Below are 15,506 nucleotides of genomic sequence, written 5' to 3' on the forward strand. Positions count from 1 at the left end.
TTGTGATCAGTGAAATCCGCCCGCTGGAGGGCTTCTTCAAGTTCCCTTAAGGAAGCCCGCAGGGTCGGTTCAGGGGACGACTCGGGTCATCCCCAGCCATTCGGTCGATACGGACCCGGCGGAGTTCGGCCGGCGCGGCGTCGACTTCCGGACCCGACCTCGCGATCGGGGCTCCGCGACGGGCGGGGCGGGTGCGCACCGGCGGCGTGTGATCATGTCCGTCGACAGATCCGCACCTCATGGGGGGACCATGCGCACCCGCACCACCACCGCCACGACCGGTCTCGTGACCGCGCTCGCAGCGCTGCTCGTCCTCGCCGGCTGCACCGCCCCGGGAGACAGCCGGCCCGCGGCGTCGAGCTCCGTGGCGTCCGTGCCCGCGCAGAGCGGCGGCGGATCAGGCTTCGAGGGGCCCCGGCCGCAGGACCAGAACCTGTTGGCCTGGACCGGGGACCCCAATGACGCGGGGCACGTCACCGCCCAGTCGTCGGCCGGGGTCGGCGGCCGGGTCACCCTGGTACGGATCGTGCTGCGCGAGCAGATCACCTGGTCGAACGTGTGGCTGGGCCTGGCCGGTATCGACCCGAACGCCCAACTCGCCAACTGCTACCTGGGGGTGTACGACGCCAAGGGCACCCTCGTGGCGACCACCCCGGACATCTCCCCCCAGTTGATGACCGACGCGATCGCCAAGCCGTTCGCCCTCGGCAAGCCCTTCACCGCCGCTCCCGGCACCTACTTCATCGCGCTGCTGCTCAACGGCACCTGGGCGACCAACGGCCTCACCCTGAAGTCCACGGGCGCCGGCATCTCGGTCAACGCGGGCCTGACGCCCCCGAACCTCAGGTACAGCAACCTGCTGACCGGTCAGACCTCCCTGCCGGCCACGGTGAACCTCGCCGAACAGTCCACGAGCACCATCAACACCGGCTGGGCCAGCCAGTGGTACGCGATCTCCTGAACCGCGGCGCCTGCGCGCTCACACCCGGCTGACCGCGGCCGCCGACACCCCGGCGCAGCGGGCGGTGCCGGCGGCTTCGTGCCGGTACCAGGCGGAGTCGACGACCCTGCCGTCGGGGAGCGTGTGCAGGGCCGGACCCTCGCACTGCACGAAGCCCGCGGCTCTCAGGGCTCCCCGGCAGCGGTGGTTGGCGGTCTCGGTGCCGGCGGACACCGACTCCAGGCCGAGGTGTTCATGGCCGAACCGGGCGGTGGCCGTGACCAGTTCGGTGCCCAGGCCCCGACCGCGGCAGGCCGGGGCGAGCCAGAGGCCGATGGCCCCGCCGCTGTCCGGGGTCAGCGAACTCATTCCGGCCACCAGGCCCGTGGCCGCGTCGACGGCGAGCAGCCGCTGCTCCGCGCCCGGGTCCGGGAGCACCACCGGCCGGGCCAACTCCCGCCGTACGGACCTGGGGAAGGCCCGCAGCCGCTCGGCGCGGTTTCCGTCGTGGATGCCGAGGAGGTGCGCGGCGGTCTCGGGGGTGACGAGAGAGTCGGGGATCCAACCGAACCAGCGCTGTGCGTCGCTGTCGGCACCGGCGGCGGCGCCCATCTCCACGTCCCAGTGGTCGCGGGGGGTGTACAGGAGCAGCCGGGCGGTCCGTATCGTATGGCGGCCGTCGCCGCAGTGGACGGGCACGGGCTGCGGGCGGCGCGGCCACAGGCCCCGGATCATCGATGTGTCCTCACGCGGGAACTGTAGGCGGCCCCCGCGCGCCCGACGCGGGAGGGTCAGTCCCGGATGGAGACGATCCTGCGGGTGGCCAGGTCGGCCTGGACGAAGACCTGGGTCGTGTCGCCGCCCCACGTCAGCGTGACCGTGGCGCCGGTCCGGCCCGCTCCGCTGCCGGTGGAGGTGACCTTCCACCGGAGCGGTACGTTCTGCGCGCGGAGTACGCCGTCCGCGTGGTTGGTCTCCTCCCACTTCCGCAACTCCGCCTGGAGCGGAGCCGAGAGGTAGAAGGCGCGTAGGCGGTCCGCGGTCGCCCCGTCGCCGTCGTACACCGCGTCGATGTAGGAGCCGTAGAAGTCGGCGATCCGGGTGAAGGCGCCTTCGGGGCTGCCGGAGACGGACGGGGCCGGGGCGGTGGCCCGGGCCGGCGTCCCCGCTTCCGATCCGTTCGCCGAGGCGCTGGTGACGAGGGCGAGGGTGAGTGCGGCGGTGGCCGCGAGGGTGAGGGAGGCGGTTCGCCTGGCCGAGAACATGGACATCTGCTGGGCCTTTCCTCGAGCTGAGTGGCTGTACGGACCGACGCCGTCCCGGTCCTGTCCGGTTCGCGGAATGCGAGAAATGGCCGAAAGGCCACACCTTCGGCCGTATCGGGCCGGTCAGGGGCCCTCCGGCACACCGACCGGCCCTCGTACGGCGGCGCGAACGCATCGCTCGACCGGGGGACGAGCACCGCGGGGCGGAATGCGGGGCCCGGGGCGGAGGTTGGGGCGGACGCGACACTGAACCCGGACGCACTGGAGAGCTCATGAAGATCGGCATCATCGGCGCGGGCAACATCGGCGGCAACCTGACCCGTCGGCTCACGGCCCTCGGGCACGAGGTCTCCGTGGCGAACTCGCGCGGCCCCGAGACCCTGGCCGCGCTGGCCGAGGAGACCGGCGCCACCCCCGTCACCGTGGCGCGAGCGGCACGCGGCGCCGAGATCGTCGTGGTCACGATCCCCTTCAAGAAGGTGCCGGACCTGCCGGCGGGCCTCTTCGACGAGGCCGCCGAGGGCTTCGCCGTCATCGACACCGGCAACTACTACCCGCGCGAGCGCGACGGCCGGATCGCCGGCGTCGAGGACGAGGGCCTCACCGAGAGCCGCTGGACCGAGCGGCACCTCGGACACCCCGTCATCAAGGCCTTCAACGGCACCTACGCCCAGGACATCCTGGACCGGCACCGACCGGCGGGCGCGGCGGACCGGATGGCACTGCCCGTCGCGGGCGACGACGCGGCCGCCAAGAAGACGGTACGCGCCCTGATCGAGGAACTCGGCTTCGACACCGTCGACGCGGGCGGCCTGGACGAGTCCTGGCGCCAGCAGCCGAACACCCCCGTCTACGGGCTGCGGGAAGGCGTCGACGCGGTCACCAAGGCCCTGACCGAGGCCTCCCCGACCCGCCCGGAGGCCTTCCGCGGCTGACCGCGGGCGTGGGCCCGGGCCCCGGCGGGCCCGGGCCGTCTCCGTTGTGGATCACCTCGCCGACCGGATGAGGAGCAGGGCGGCGAGGTGTCCGTCATCCGTGGCACCTCACATCGGGCGGCATATGTCGGTGGGTGACCTACCATGCAGACATGAGTGATCGTGCGATGCAGGAACCGACCCTCCTCCTCCTGACCGCGCTCGCGGACGAGCCCCGCCACGGGTACGCGATCGCGCGCGAGGTGGAGTTGATCTCGGGCGGACGCGTCAAGATGCGGACCGGCACCCTGTACGGGGCCTTGGAGCGACTGCTGGGTCAGGGGCTGATCGAGGTCCACGAGGAGCAGATCGTCGACAGTCGGCTGCGGCGCACCTACAGCCTCACGGCCGAAGGCCGGGAGAGTCTGGCCGCCGAGGCGCAGCGGATCGCGGCGACCGCGCGCGAGGCGGCGCGCCGGCTGGGCGTGTCCGGAGAGACGGCCACGGCGTGAGTCCTCGTCTGCTGCGCCTGTACCCCGCCGGTTTCCGCCGCGCCTTCGGCGACGAGGTGGCCGAGGCCTACCGGGAGGCGACCGAGGGCGCCGGCCCGATCACCCGGCTGCGGGAGGCCTTGGACATCGTGGCGCACGCGCTCCGGCTCCGCCTGGGCGTGGGTTCGGCGCACCGCGGCGGGCGCCTGTTCGCGGCGACGGCGCCCTTCGCACTGGCCGCGACGGGCGCGTACGCCGCGTTCCTGCTCGCCTCGACGCTCAATCTCGCGTACGTCGTCGGCCTCCCGGACCTTCAGGCCCCGCTCGGGTATGCGATGAGCGGCTTCTCCGCACTGACCCTCCTCGGCTCCGTGTCGGCGCTCGGCGGGCGCTTCGCCGTCGGCGCGCGGACCGCGTTCGCGGGGGTCGTGGGAAGCACGGTGTGCTTCGTCATCGCCGCCCTGCCGGGCTTTGCGGACATGCCGTTGGCGCATCTGGCGTACCTGACCCCGCCTCTGGTGATCGCCGCGCTCCCGCTGCTCTGTCCCCCGGACCTGCGCCCGTCCGGCCGGATCAGGACCACGACGGGGCTGGTGGCGCTGCTGCTCTGGGCCCCGCTGTTCGTGGTGCTGCTGGGCCTGCTCGACGCGAGCGGGCTCGGCATGTTCCCGCTGTGGCGCTACGCCATGACCGCGACCGCCGCCCTGGTCCTGGCGGGAGGCCGGGCACTGTCCGGGATCCGTACGCCCGGTCGGTTCGCCCTGGCCGCGGCCCCGTTCCTCGTCCTCGGCCACTTCGCGGGGGTGGTGAGCCAGGACACCGTGCCGCCGTGCCTGATCCTGCTCGCGGCCACGGGCGTGGCTCTGCGCCTGTGGCGTCGTGGGCACTCCGACCCGGCGAGCCACGCCTGATCCGACGGCGACGCGGGCGGGGGCGGGGCAGGGGCGGTCAGACCTCGGCGTCGACGTCGGATCCGGCGACGCTGATGCGGATCTTGGACTGGCCGTGGCCGAGTTCCTCCCAGTCCTCCATGAAACGTGCGGACAGCCCGTGTCCGGCGGCGAGGTCGACGAGGGTCCGGGTGCGGTAGTAGAAGTCCTCGCGCAGCACCTGGTGTTCGGTACCGGTGGTGCGGTCGAAGGTGAAGTCGAAGTGACCCCCGGGCGCCAGCACCCGGCCCACGTGGGCGAAGCACTCGTCGATGACGTCGATCGGCGAGTGCGAGAAGACGCTGTGGGCGTGGACGACGTCGAAGTAGCCGTCGGGGAGGAAGTCCAGCGTCAGGTTCTTGGTGAGGGTCAGGTGCGGGACCTTGGCCTGGAGCCCCCGCTCGGTCAGGGTCCGCTTCGCCGCGATGAGGATGTCGGGCGAGATGTCGATGCCGTAGTAGTGGCCCGCGTCGAGGTAGTCGATGAATCGCCAGCCGGCGCGGAGGTTGCCGCAGCCGATGTCCAGCATGCGGGCGCCGGGCTTCAGACCGTGCCCGAGGAGGTAGTCGAACTGCATCTGCCCCAGCGCGAGCCAGCGTTCGTGGGTCTGGCTGCCGACCGCGGCCTCCGGATTGCGGCGGGTGTCCGAGGCCATCACGGCCCGGTAGTAGCTGACGTGGTCGGGGTGCTTGAAGGCCAACCACCGGTCGCGGGCGGCCCGCTTCAGGTACGGGGCGATGCGGTGCGGACGGCTCGCGGCGTAGCGGACCTTGTGGACGAGGGATTCCCGGTTCGCGGTGAGGTTCTTCCTGGTGGCCATGAGCACTCCGTCTCCATCGCAACGTGAATCCTCGACGGCAGGCAGGAACGACTGCCGCCGGAAGGATCTTCGGATCCCACCATACGTCGGTGACCGACATATACAAACCACTGGACTGTCCCGGGAAGCGGAGGGCGCGGCGCGGCGTACGCACGGACAGTTCGCGAACATGGTTATTTGCGGCGATATCGCCCAGATTGCCACTCGACGCCCTGGCGGTCCACGCAACGCGCCCAGGGGCGTGACGCCCCGTCATTCACGCTTCTGGCAGCATGAAGAGATGGTCGACATACATCGGAAGGTCAGCTCGGGGTCGCCGCTGGAGCCTCGCATCGGCTTCTCCCGCGCGGTGCGGACGGGGCAGTACGTCGCCGTCGCGGGAACCGCCCCCATCGGGGACGACGGCTCCACCGTCGGCCCCGGCGACGTCCACGCCCAGACCGTCCGGTGCCTGGACATCGCCGAAGCGGCCCTGCGGGAGGCCGGGGCGTCACCGGCGGACGTGGTGCGGACCCGCGTCATGCTCACCGACGTGACGCGGTGGCGGGAAGCCGCGCGGGCGCACGGGGAGCGGTTCGCCTCCGTCCGGCCCGTCACCACCTTCGTCGAGGTGTCCCGCTTCATCGATCCCGAGTGGCTCGTCGAGGTGGAGATCGACGCGGTGATCGCCTCCGAACGCGGCTGAGGAGAAAGGGCCCTCCGGTCACACGGCCGGAGCGGGCCGTTCCCGTTCGCGTTCGCCCAGCAGCCGGGTGCGGAAGAGGTCGAGGACGGTGTCGAGCGCCTGCCGGGTGGGTTGACCCGGTTCGTCGATGAGATGTTCCGTCAGGACGGAGTGCGGCGCGAGGGCGCTCTGCGGGTTCGCCGCGCTCGCGTCCAGCTCGACGGCGACGAAGGCGTCCCCCAGTTCCCGACGCAGGTGGGCGAACCGGTCGCCGGGGACGAGCCGGTCACCCCGGAAGCGCAGTCCGAGCACCTGGAGCCCCTCGCGCTCGCACCGGCCGCGGACGACCGCGAGGTCCTCGGGGCTGATGTCGATGGTGCGCGCGCGGCTCGCGGTGCAGGCCAGCGGGAGCGAGGGCTGGGACAGCACGGGGGCGACGAGGCGCTCGTCCGTGGCCATCGCCAGGGCGAACCCGCCGGTCAGGCACATCCCGACGGCCCCGACCCCGGGACCTCCGCAGCGCTCGTGTTCGGCGGCCGCCAGTGCGCGCAGCCACCCCACGACGCGCGAACTGCGCCCCGTGGCCAGCAGGGTGAACTCACGGCTCACGCACACCTTCCACAGCGACGAGGCCATGGAACGGCCGGCGCTCGCCCGACCCACCCGGCCGGGATCCGCGTCACGACCGGGTTCACCGAAGAGCACCGGGAGTACGGCCGTACAGCCCGCCGCCGCCACGTGCTCGGCGAACTCGATGACCTTGGGGGTGATGCCCGGGATCTCGGCCATGACGATCACCGCGGGGCCGGTGCCCCGGCGCAGGATCCGGCGGGTGGCACCGTCGTGGGTGAACGTGCTCTTCTCGAACCCGCTCAGATCGTGGTCTGCCACGCGCCCGGCCCCTTCCGACGGTTCTCTCCTGAACGACTTCAAGTTACCGACAGGTAGAGCCTTCCGGTCAAGGCTCGCGCGCCAGGTTGTGGCGAGGCCGCCGAGGACGGCGCGAGCGATCCACCGGCCGGCCCCTCGTTCACCCGGACGGCGGTGTGCGCGGGCGGACGGCGTACGGCCGGCCGAGGCTGGGGTGGAGCGGCCGCGCCCGCCGTGGGCCCTCGCCCGGTCCGGTCGGGGCCGGTCAGGTACCGCCCGAGGAGGCTCACGCCATGGAGAACGGCCCCGGCCACGACGCCTCCGGATCGATCGGCGCCGCTCACCGAGCAGCGTCCGGCAGCGGCGCCTTCGCCGACCGCGCCGACTTCGACGACGCCACGCGCGGCTTCGTCGCCGCCCTGGAGCCCTGCGTGATCAAGGCCGAGGACGGGAGCGTCGTGTGGGACGGCGACGCGTACGCCTTCCTCAACGGGGACCGCCCCGACACCGTCCATCCCAGCCTGTGGCGCCAGAGCCGCCTCGTCGCCCTCCAAGGCCTCTTCCTGGTGGTCGACGGCGTGTACCAGGTACGCGGCCTGGACCTGTCGAACATGACCCTCGTCGAGGGCGACCGCGGCGTGGTCGTGATCGACCCGCTGATCAGCGAGGAGACGGCGGCCACGGCCCTCGCCCTGTACCGGGCCCACCGCGGTGACCGGCCGGTCACCGGCGTCCTCTACACCCACAGCCACGCCGACCACTTCGGCGGCGTCAAAGGGGTCACCACCCAGGCGGAGGTCGACGCGGGCCGGGTCCCGGTCCTGGCCCCCGAGGGCTTCCTCGAACACGCGGTCAGCGAGAACGTCTACGCCGGCACCGCCATGGCCCGCCGCGCGGGGTACATGTACGGGGCCGGCCTGCCCAAGGGCCCGCGCGGCCAGGTCGGGGCGGGCCTGGGCCAGACCACCTCCACCGGCCGGGTGACGCTGATCCCGCCGACCCTCGACATCACCCGCACCGGCCAGGAGGAGACCGTCGACGGCGTGCGCATGGTCTTCCAGCTCACCCCGGGCACCGAGGCCCCGGCCGAATTCAACGTGCTGCTGCCCGACCACCGGGCGCTGTGCATGGCCGAGAACGCCACCCACACCCTCCACAACCTGCTGACCCTGCGCGGCGCCCTGGTACGCGACCCGCACGCCTGGGCCACGTACCTCACCGAGTCCATCGCACTGTTCGGCGACGCGTGCGACGTCGTCTTCGCCTCCCATCACTGGCCCACGTGGGGCCGCGAGCGGGCCATGTCCTACCTGGCGCAGCAGCGAGACCTGTACGCCTACCTCCACGACCAGACGGTGCGACTGCTCAACCAGGGATACACCGGGTCCGAGATCGCCGAATCGCTGCGCATGCCGCCGGCGCTGGAGGCCGCCTGGCACACCCACGGGTACTACGGGTCGGTCAGCCACAACGTCAAGGCCGTCTACCAGCGGTACATGGGCTGGTTCGAAGGGAACCCGGCCCTCCTGTGGCAGCACCCGCCGGTGGAAGCGGCCCGCCGCTACGTCGAGTTCATGGGCGGCGCCGCGGAGGTCCTGCGCCGTGCCCGAACCTCCTTCGAGCAGGGCGACTTCCGCTGGGTGGCCCAGGTGGTCGACCACGTCGTCTTCGCGGACCCCTCGAACGCGGAGGCACGGGAACTGCAGGCCGACGCCCTGGAGCAGCTCGGCTACGGCGCCGAGAACGGCACCTGGCGCAACTTCTACCTCACCGGCGCCCAGGAACTGCGCGGCGAGAGCGTCGGGACACCGGCCACCGCCGCGTCCCCGGACGTGATCGCCGCCCTGAGCCTGGACCAGTTGGTGGACTCCCTCGCCATCCGGATCGACGGGCCGCGGGCCTGGCACGCGGACGTCGCCGTACGGTTCGTCCTGCCCGGCTCGGAACCGCTGACGCTGCGCCTGGCCAACGGCGTGCTGACGGGCGTCCGCGGGGACAACCCCGCGGCCGGCCGGCCGCACGCCGTCCTCGTACTCGGTGAGCCACTGCTGCGCGGGCTCCTGCTCGGCGCCCTGCCGCCGGACGATCTGCTGCGGCACGAGGGCGTGGCCCTCGACGGCGACCCGGCGGTCGTCGCCGAACTCTTCGCCTACCTCGACTCCCCCGACCCGGACTTCCCCATCGTCACCCCCTGACGCCCCCGCCCCCGGACCCGATTCCAATTCCGGTTCCGGTTCCGGTCAGAGGTCGCGTGTCCAGAGGGTGAGGTCGCTGCTGGTCGCGACCGCGAGGGTCCGTCCCGAGGGTGAGAAGCCCGCCGCCCGCAGGGTCGAGCGGTCGGCGTGGAAGACGTGCCACCACCGCTCGCCGTGCGGTCCGGAGTGCGGCAGCCCGCCGTCGGTGGAGAGCAGCACCCGGTCGTTCGGCCAGGCGGGGCTCACCACCTCCAGCGTCCAGCCGTCCTCGGTGGTGGTGTGCAGGCCGCCGCCGAACAGCCCGGCGATGCGGACCCGTCGGCCGGCGACGGGCCCGAGGCCGGGGCAGGAGAGGTCGGGCACCGCGTCAGGGGTGCTGTGCTCCCAGGCGGGGTCCCGGTCACGTGCGATCTTCTCCCCCGACCGCGCGTCGAAGAGGCCGTGGCCGTCGTTCGAGACGACCATCACCAGGTCGTCGCCGGTGTCCGGGTGCGAGGCGAAGCCGATGCCCAGCAGTCCGCCGACGGGGACGTAGGGGTAGGGATAGGGGCCGGGGTCGAAGACCGGCCGCCAGGCCCCGGGGGGCGGTACGACGGGGGCGGCGAGCATCCGGGCGCGCAGCTCCGCCTGATAGGGGGACAGTCCCGCGGCGCCCTCGGCCCCCTCGTTCCGTTTCGTCACCGGACCATGGTGCACCGGGACCGGGCCCGTGTGGCGCACCGGGGCGGACCCTATGCTGCGGGAATGATCAAGCCGATTGAACTCGTGATATTCGACTGCGACGGAGTCCTCGTCGACAGCGAACGCATCGCGCTGCCCCTCCAGGTCGCGTTGGGGGCGGAGCTGGGCTGGCCCCTCACCGAGGACGAGGTCATGGACAGCTTCGTCGGGCGCTCCAGCGCTTCCATCCATGAGGACATCGCCCTCCGGGTCGGCGGCGAGACGGCCGATCTCTGGCGGGAGCTGTTCGAGGAGCGCCACCGTGAGGCGGTGGACACCGGGTTGTCCGCCGTCGAGGGACTGCCCGAGGCGCTCGCCGAGATCACCCTGCCGACCTGCGTCGCCTCCAGCGGCTCGCACGAGAAGATGCGCCACACCCTCGGCCGCACCGGCCTCTACGAGCACTTCGACGGCCGCATCTACAGCGCCACCGAGGTCCGTCACGGCAAGCCGGCCCCGGACCTGTTCCTGTACGCCGCGCGGCGGATGGGCGTCGACCCGGCGGCGTGCGCGGTGGTCGAGGACAGCCGGCCCGGTGTCGAGGCCGCCCGCGCCGCCGGCATGCGGGCCTTCGGCTACGCGGGCGGACTGACGCCGGCCGAACGGCTCGAAGGCACCGGCACCGTCGTCTTCCACGACATGCGCGCACTGCCCGGCCTCATCGCCGCGGGCACCGCGTAGGGATCGGACGAGCGCTTCCGGGCAACGTGGAGGGGCCCACCGCACCCTGGGTGCGGTGGGCCCCTCCCCCTGCGTGCGCCGCGGCCTAGGCCGTCGGCGACAGGATGGGGTCCTCCGGCCGGCGGGCCGTGGACGGGGTGCTGTCGGCGACGATCAGGGCCAGCAGGACCGCGGCCGCCTCGCTCTGCAGGATGCGGGCGGCCTGCTTCAACCGACCGGGGTCGGGGACCGGGATGGACAGGGCGACGCATTCCGCGTTGGGACCCGCGGTGATCGGGACCGCCGCGCACACCGTGCCGAGCGCGTACTCCTGCAGGTCGAGGAGCGGAGCGTTCGGCGGACGGTCGTCGAGTTGGTGGAAGAGGTCCTGACGGCCGGTGAGGGTGTGGGGGGTGAACGGGGTGAGCTGGTGGCGGGCCAGGTGGTCCTTCCTCTCGTCGTGGTCGAGTTGGGCGAGCAGTGCCTTGCCCACGGCCGAGGCGTGGGCGGCGACCCGGAAGTCGACCCACTCCTCGACCACGGGGGTGGCAGGCCCGTCGACGTACTGGGTGATGGCGACCTCGCCGTCGGTGTAGCGGGCGACGTAGACGGCGGCGCCGACGGCGTCCCGCAACCAGGCGAGGGTCTCGCGCAGGTGCCCGCGTCCCTCTCCGGTCGTGGATTCGGCCAGCAGCAGGGAGTTGCCGGCGACGTACGCGTCCGGACCGATCGGGGTGGCGAGGTTGGCGCGGATCAGCTGCTCCGTGGCCCGGGCGAGGACCAGTTGCGGCAGTCCCGTCTCCCGGGCGATCTGGGTCAGGTTCACGCCCCCCGAGTAGCGGTTGACGACTTCCAGCACGCGCAGGGCCTGGTGGACCGCTTCCAGCGGGGCCGGTGCCGGGCGGCCTTCGGGTGTCTTGCGGGCGGCGTGGATCAGGTGCGGCTGGTCCAGTGCTTCCAGGGCCCAGGCGTTCGCCTGGTCCGTCAGGTGCAGGGGGTCGAGCCGGGCGTGCTGGGCGACGGCGACCGCCACCTGCGGGCCCGGGGTGACGACCTCCCCCAGGTCGGGGTCCTCCTTGCGGGGTCGCGCCATGAGCGCCTGGCGCAGTCGTACGGGGAGTCGGCACGGGGACCGGCCGGCTCCTCCGGGTCCGGCGGTGACGGCGGTGAGGTCCTGGGTGGTGATGGGCGGAGTGGTCCAGATGACCGAGGCTCCGAGGGCCTCTTCGAGGTGTTCGGGGAGGTGTGGCAGGTGCGGCAGGTGCTCTTCGGGGGGCAGGGTCCGGGCCTGGCGCTTCCAGTGGCGGGCGGTCGCAACCTCGGCCCGGGCGAGGTGGAGGAGGTAGAGGCAGTGGGCGGCGGTTCGCGAGCCCGCCCCGGCCGCGTACTGGAACCAGAACTGCGCGTCCTCCATCCGGTCGGCCAGGTGGAGCAGGCAGCCGAACAGCAGTGCCGTGTCAACGCCGTGGGGCCAGGAGTCGGCGTCGAGCGCGAGGGCGGCGAAGTCCCGGCTCTCCACGAGGCACCAGGCGAGGTCGTCCAGGCCCCGGGCGGCGCGCACATGACAGGCGGCGTCCAGGACGAGCTCGTCGGCCGCGGCCTCCGCCGCGGATGCGGATGCGGATGCGAACGCGGACCCGCAGGCGGATCCGAAGGCGAACGCGAAGGAGGAGGTGGAAGTGGATGGGCATGTGGCCTGCCCCCGCGGTGGCGGGGTCGCGGCGCCGGGGGGGCCGGTGGTGCCGGTCGCCGAGCGGGCGCGGTCGGCGACGATCCGGCGGGCGATCCGACGGCGGGCGGCGCCCTCGTCGTATCCGGCGTATTCCTCCGCGAGTACCGTCGCGTCCGCAAGGGCCGCGTCCAGTTCGCACAGCGGCATGTCGCGGTGGCGGGGCATGTCGCTCACTGGTCCTTCTCCTCTCCGGGGATCCATTCCACTCCGAGCTTGCGGGACAGGGTTCGGCGTGCGCCTCGGATGTGCGAACGGACCGTCGCGGGGGTGATCCCCATCATCCGGGCGACCGTGTCGGAGTCGTTGCCCAGCAGGAAGGCCAGCAGCACCACGTCGTACTGCCGCTCGGACAGGCCCGCGATCGCCGCGTACAGCCCGAGCTTCGACTCCAGCAGTTCCAGCCGCTCTCTGGAGGAACGGCGCAGGGCCGCGAACCATGCCGTCTCCACCATGGCCACCTGCCGACCCAGGGCCGCCAACCGTCTTTCGACGTGCTCGCGCAGCACGGCCCACGCGAAGCCGTGGAGGCTCGCCTCCTTGAGGGCCTGGCGCCACACCTTCAGCAGGAAGGTGAACACGTCGTCGACGACTTCCTCGGCGTCCTTGGGGTTTCCCAGCTGCAGATGGGCGTAGCGCAGATAGGCGCGGTGCTGCTGGGAATGGAAGGCGGTGAAGTCCACCGGCAGTACGCCGGCCAGTTCGCTGGAGACCGCCTGGTCCCCCGATGGATCGAATTCGCCTTCGCTCATACGCTCCCCCACAGCTGTTCGTCGCCGCACGCGGGGGCGGCGGGGACCTCATGGTGGCGGGTGCGGGGATCGGCACGGCGCCGGCCGGCGGATGGTCCGCCGGTTCCCGTCCGTACCCCCGCACCCGGCAGGCGCATGGGCGCCCTGAACACATCGATGACGAGATGACGGACAGTGATCACTAACAGCGCGAGGGCGGCCGTCTCGGCAACATTCACGTCGGCGCGGAACCTTTCGAGTGGATCATGAGCAACGGTCTGCCTGCCCCCGAACCGGCAGCCGTGGAGCATCAGGCGCTCCCATTCACCACCCCATCGGAAAGCGAGCCCGATCGTGCAAGCCGGTCCCTGAAAATCTTCCGAAACAAGCGCATCCGCTTCTTCGCGCGCCCTGGTCCGCCCGCGCGCGCCCCGGCGTACCCGCCGAGCGCCGCTGCCGCCGGCACACGCCCGAACGGGCGCCTTCCGCTGTTTCTGTCACACGATCGGATGTCGCTGCGGCCCGATCCGGTGGGACACGTCCCGACTCCCCTCCTCCCGGTGCCGGATGCCTGCATGGTGGGTCCAGCTTTCGGCGCCCCGGCCCCCGCGCCCCGCGCGCCCGTCGAACAGGAAGGGGCTGTACAGATGGCGTTCGCGAGGACCTTGCTGCCCGCCGCACTCTGCCTGACACTGACCGGCGCGCCCGCCGCGCTCCCCCGTGCGGCGGCCGCCGTGGCCTACGACGGGCAGGCCGCCCATGAGAGCGCGCTGTTCAGCGTGAAGGCGACGAACAACGCGGCGGCCCAGGAGTTCACGGTGGACGGCACCCGGCTCTCCCGGGTGAGCGTCTGGCTGGGCAGCGGGGCGGCGACGGGCACCGTGACCGCGCAGATCCGCCGGGTCCGCACGGACGCCGGGTCGGTGATCGCCTCGACGACCCTGGACCTCGCCGCACTCGGCGGCGCCGGCGCCGGCTGGGTCGAGTTCCCGCTCGACGCGGACGTCACGGCGGGCAGCACCTACTACCTGCACCTCCAGGCGAGCACCGCGGAGAGCGGGCCGGTCGCCTGGTACGGCACCACGCGCGCCCTGCCCGGCTCACCGACCAGCTGGAACTACGACCGGGCGTACTGGGGCGGCTGGCACGCCGACGCCTCCCGGCTCGCCTTCCACATCGATCCCACCGGCAGCGAGCGCTGCGGCGAGACCGAGCCCTGCTACGTACCCACCTCGGCGCTCGCCGCCCGGACGTCGGGGCTGCTGACCAACCGGGTCGCCACCGAAGCCGTCCTGCCCTCCTTCGCCGTGGGCGCCTCCTACGTCGACGGGAGCAATGTGCTGCGCCTGCCCTCCGGCCGGTGGCGGTACCTTCCCGACGGAGCCTCGGCGTCGGTGGTGGTCGAGGCGGACGACCCGGGCGCGCTGGCGCAGATCGAGGAGAGCCGCGCATGGCTGGCGGCGGGCAGGGTGCCGGGCGCCACCGCGGCGCAGCGGGAAGCGTCGCGGCGCGCGCTGCTGTCGATGCGGGCGCTGCTGCAGCCGGGCGGAGCGTTCGCGGCGGCGTGGGCGCCGCCGTGGGAGTACTCCTGGCCCCGCGACGGGGCGTTCGCGGCGGCCGCCTTCGCCGCCACCGGGCACGACGAGGAGGCGTACCGGATCCTGGGCTACGACGCGCTCACCCAGCGGTCCGACGGGACCTGGGAGGCCCGTACCGTGCTGGACGGCAGCGGGCCGCCGGACGCCCGGAAGTGGCAGCTGGACGGCAACGGCTGGGTGCCCTGGGCCACGTGGCAGTGGTACCGGGCGGCGCCGGCCGACGGTCGGGACGAACGGCTGCGCGCGCTCTACCCGATGGTGCGCAAGGCGGCCGACCACGCCGCGGCCTCCCTGGGACGGGACGGGTTGCCTCCGGCGTCCCCGGACTACTGGGAGCTCGACACGACGACGGCGAACATCGGTACCGCGGCTCCCCTGCTGGCCGGGCTCAACGCCGCCGCCGACCTGGCCGCGCGCCTCGGATCGGTCGCGGACGCGGAGCGCTGGGGAGAGGCGGCCCGGCGGCTGTCCGCCGCGATCGCCACGTCCTTCGCCCCGCTCGGGTATCAGCGGACGGTCGACGGCGCGCACGGCCGAGACAGCGCGGTGGCGTTCATGGCACCCCCCTTCAACGCCGCCCCTGCCGATCTCGGCGAGGCGCTGGACTCCACCTATCGGGCGCTGCTGCTGCCGAACGGTGGGGTGTCGCCCGGCAACGATCCCTCCTTCAGCTGGGGTTCGTACGCGTGGACGGCCAGCACCTCCTTCTTCGCCCTCGCCTGGGCCGGTACGGGTGAGCCGGCGAAGGCGGGCCGGGTGCTGGACTGGGTGCTGTCGAAGCGGAACGGACTGGGCGAGCTCCCCGAGACGGTGAACGGGGCCGGCCACCCGTCCGCCGTGGCGCCCCTGGGCTGGACGGACTCGTTGGTCGTACTGACCGCGCTGGCCCTCCAGGGTTCCGTGCAGCCCACTCCGCCGGCGACGCGGTCTTCAGCAGGGTGACCCGGGCGGCCCGGTGAGGGTCGGGGCAGTGGTGTGCA

At 72.7% G+C, this 15,506-nt stretch carries 15 protein-coding genes; 8 read left to right on the forward strand and 7 right to left on the reverse strand.

Going from position 1 to position 15,506, the window contains the following annotated elements; all coding sequences use genetic code 11:
• The first annotated feature begins 250 nt into the window (after positions 1-250).
• On the forward strand, positions 251-961 hold the full coding sequence (locus OG624_RS02610; protein WP_161294162.1) for a hypothetical protein: 711 nt from the start codon (positions 251-253) through the stop codon (positions 959-961).
• An 18-nt stretch (positions 962-979) separates the two neighbouring features.
• On the opposite strand, the gene OG624_RS02615 is transcribed toward OG624_RS02610, so the two are convergent.
• Entirely contained in the window at positions 980-1,675 is a 696-nt protein-coding gene (locus tag OG624_RS02615) for a GNAT family N-acetyltransferase (RefSeq protein WP_371638990.1), read from the reverse strand.
• 56 nt (positions 1,676-1,731) lie between these two features.
• Entirely contained in the window at positions 1,732-2,211 is a 480-nt protein-coding gene (locus OG624_RS02620; protein ID WP_033225223.1) for a hypothetical protein, read from the reverse strand.
• A gap of 167 nt (positions 2,212-2,378) precedes the next feature.
• Between OG624_RS02620 and OG624_RS02625 the strand changes: the two genes are divergently transcribed.
• From OG624_RS02625 to OG624_RS02635, 3 genes are all read left to right on the forward strand, one after another.
• Positions 2,379-3,140 carry an NADPH-dependent F420 reductase gene (locus tag OG624_RS02625; protein ID WP_078909626.1) on the forward strand — a complete coding sequence of 254 codons (762 nt, stop codon included), beginning with the start codon at positions 2,379-2,381 and terminating at the stop codon, positions 3,138-3,140.
• Positions 3,141-3,292: 152 nt separating this feature from the next.
• Positions 3,293-3,631 carry a PadR family transcriptional regulator gene (locus tag OG624_RS02630; RefSeq protein ID WP_033225219.1) on the forward strand — a complete coding sequence of 113 codons (339 nt, stop codon included), beginning with the start codon at positions 3,293-3,295 and terminating at the stop codon, positions 3,629-3,631.
• On the forward strand, positions 3,628-4,521 hold the full coding sequence (locus OG624_RS02635; protein ID WP_371638992.1) for a hypothetical protein: 894 nt from the start codon (positions 3,628-3,630) through the stop codon (positions 4,519-4,521). The genes OG624_RS02630 and OG624_RS02635 overlap by 4 nt, the downstream gene beginning before the upstream one ends.
• 37 nt (positions 4,522-4,558) lie before the next feature.
• Here OG624_RS02635 and OG624_RS02640 read toward each other — a convergent pair whose 3' ends face one another.
• Complete coding sequence (locus OG624_RS02640) at positions 4,559-5,359, reverse strand: class I SAM-dependent methyltransferase (RefSeq protein ID WP_033225215.1); 801 nt, start codon at positions 5,357-5,359, stop codon at positions 4,559-4,561.
• 280 nt (positions 5,360-5,639) lie between these two features.
• Between OG624_RS02640 and OG624_RS02645 the strand changes: the two genes are divergently transcribed.
• The gene (locus tag OG624_RS02645; RefSeq protein ID WP_033225214.1) at positions 5,640-6,044 is read left to right on the forward strand and encodes a RidA family protein; all 405 of its coding nucleotides are present in this window, start codon (positions 5,640-5,642) and stop codon (positions 6,042-6,044) included.
• 18 nt (positions 6,045-6,062) lie between these two features.
• Here the strand turns inward: OG624_RS02645 and OG624_RS02650 are convergent, their stop codons facing one another.
• Positions 6,063-6,914 (reverse strand): dienelactone hydrolase family protein, encoded by an 852-nt coding sequence (locus OG624_RS02650; protein ID WP_266446745.1) that lies wholly within the window; start codon positions 6,912-6,914, stop codon positions 6,063-6,065.
• A 272-nt stretch (positions 6,915-7,186) separates the two neighbouring features.
• On the opposite strand from OG624_RS02650, the gene OG624_RS02655 reads away from it, so the two are divergent.
• A complete protein-coding gene (locus OG624_RS02655; protein ID WP_161294154.1) occupies positions 7,187-9,088 on the forward strand; it encodes an alkyl/aryl-sulfatase in 1,902 nt (633 codons plus the stop codon).
• Positions 9,089-9,133: 45 nt separating this feature from the next.
• Here the strand turns inward: OG624_RS02655 and OG624_RS02660 are convergent, their stop codons facing one another.
• Positions 9,134-9,697, reverse strand: a complete 564-nt coding sequence (locus tag OG624_RS02660; protein ID WP_063734245.1) for a hypothetical protein — start codon at positions 9,695-9,697, stop codon at positions 9,134-9,136.
• A 135-nt stretch (positions 9,698-9,832) separates the two neighbouring features.
• Between OG624_RS02660 and OG624_RS02665 the strand changes: the two genes are divergently transcribed.
• Positions 9,833-10,489 (forward strand): HAD family hydrolase, encoded by a 657-nt coding sequence (locus tag OG624_RS02665; RefSeq protein ID WP_371638993.1) that lies wholly within the window; start codon positions 9,833-9,835, stop codon positions 10,487-10,489.
• Positions 10,490-10,574: 85 nt separating this feature from the next.
• On the opposite strand, the gene OG624_RS02670 is transcribed toward OG624_RS02665, so the two are convergent.
• Positions 10,575-11,402 (reverse strand): IclR family transcriptional regulator, encoded by an 828-nt coding sequence (locus OG624_RS02670; RefSeq protein ID WP_051763811.1) that lies wholly within the window; start codon positions 11,400-11,402, stop codon positions 10,575-10,577.
• 968 nt (positions 11,403-12,370) lie between these two features.
• Entirely contained in the window at positions 12,371-12,949 is a 579-nt protein-coding gene (locus OG624_RS02675; protein ID WP_202507754.1) for an RNA polymerase sigma factor, read from the reverse strand.
• A gap of 626 nt (positions 12,950-13,575) precedes the next feature.
• Between OG624_RS02675 and OG624_RS02680 the strand changes: the two genes are divergently transcribed.
• A complete protein-coding gene (locus OG624_RS02680; RefSeq protein WP_371592039.1) occupies positions 13,576-15,468 on the forward strand; it encodes a hypothetical protein in 1,893 nt (630 codons plus the stop codon).
• Positions 15,469-15,506 lie beyond the last annotated feature (38 nt).

The organism is Streptomyces virginiae, assembly GCF_041432505.1.
In the GTDB taxonomy this organism is placed as follows: Bacteria; Actinomycetota; Actinomycetes; order Streptomycetales; family Streptomycetaceae; genus Streptomyces; species Streptomyces virginiae_A.

Bases quoted from the DNA above. Each gene is read 5' to 3' on its own strand.
- OG624_RS02665 (WP_371638993.1), top strand. From the start codon at position 9,833: ATGATCAAGCCGATTGAACTCGTGATATTCGACTGCGACGGAGTCCTC.
- OG624_RS02640 (WP_033225215.1), bottom strand. From the start codon at position 5,359: ATGGCCACCAGGAAGAACCTCACCGCGAACCGGGAATCCCTCGTCCAC.
- OG624_RS02675 (WP_202507754.1), bottom strand. From the start codon at position 12,949: ATGAGCGAAGGCGAATTCGATCCATCGGGGGACCAGGCGGTCTCCAGC.
- OG624_RS02630 (WP_033225219.1), top strand. From the start codon at position 3,293: ATGAGTGATCGTGCGATGCAGGAACCGACCCTCCTCCTCCTGACCGCG.
- OG624_RS02655 (WP_161294154.1), top strand. From the start codon at position 7,187: ATGGAGAACGGCCCCGGCCACGACGCCTCCGGATCGATCGGCGCCGCT.
- OG624_RS02610 (WP_161294162.1), top strand. From the start codon at position 251: ATGCGCACCCGCACCACCACCGCCACGACCGGTCTCGTGACCGCGCTC.
- OG624_RS02620 (WP_033225223.1), bottom strand. From the start codon at position 2,211: ATGTCCATGTTCTCGGCCAGGCGAACCGCCTCCCTCACCCTCGCGGCC.
- OG624_RS02645 (WP_033225214.1), top strand. From the start codon at position 5,640: ATGGTCGACATACATCGGAAGGTCAGCTCGGGGTCGCCGCTGGAGCCT.
- OG624_RS02615 (WP_371638990.1), bottom strand. From the start codon at position 1,675: ATGATCCGGGGCCTGTGGCCGCGCCGCCCGCAGCCCGTGCCCGTCCAC.
- OG624_RS02680 (WP_371592039.1), top strand. From the start codon at position 13,576: ATGGCGTTCGCGAGGACCTTGCTGCCCGCCGCACTCTGCCTGACACTG.
- OG624_RS02660 (WP_063734245.1), bottom strand. From the start codon at position 9,697: ATGCTCGCCGCCCCCGTCGTACCGCCCCCCGGGGCCTGGCGGCCGGTC.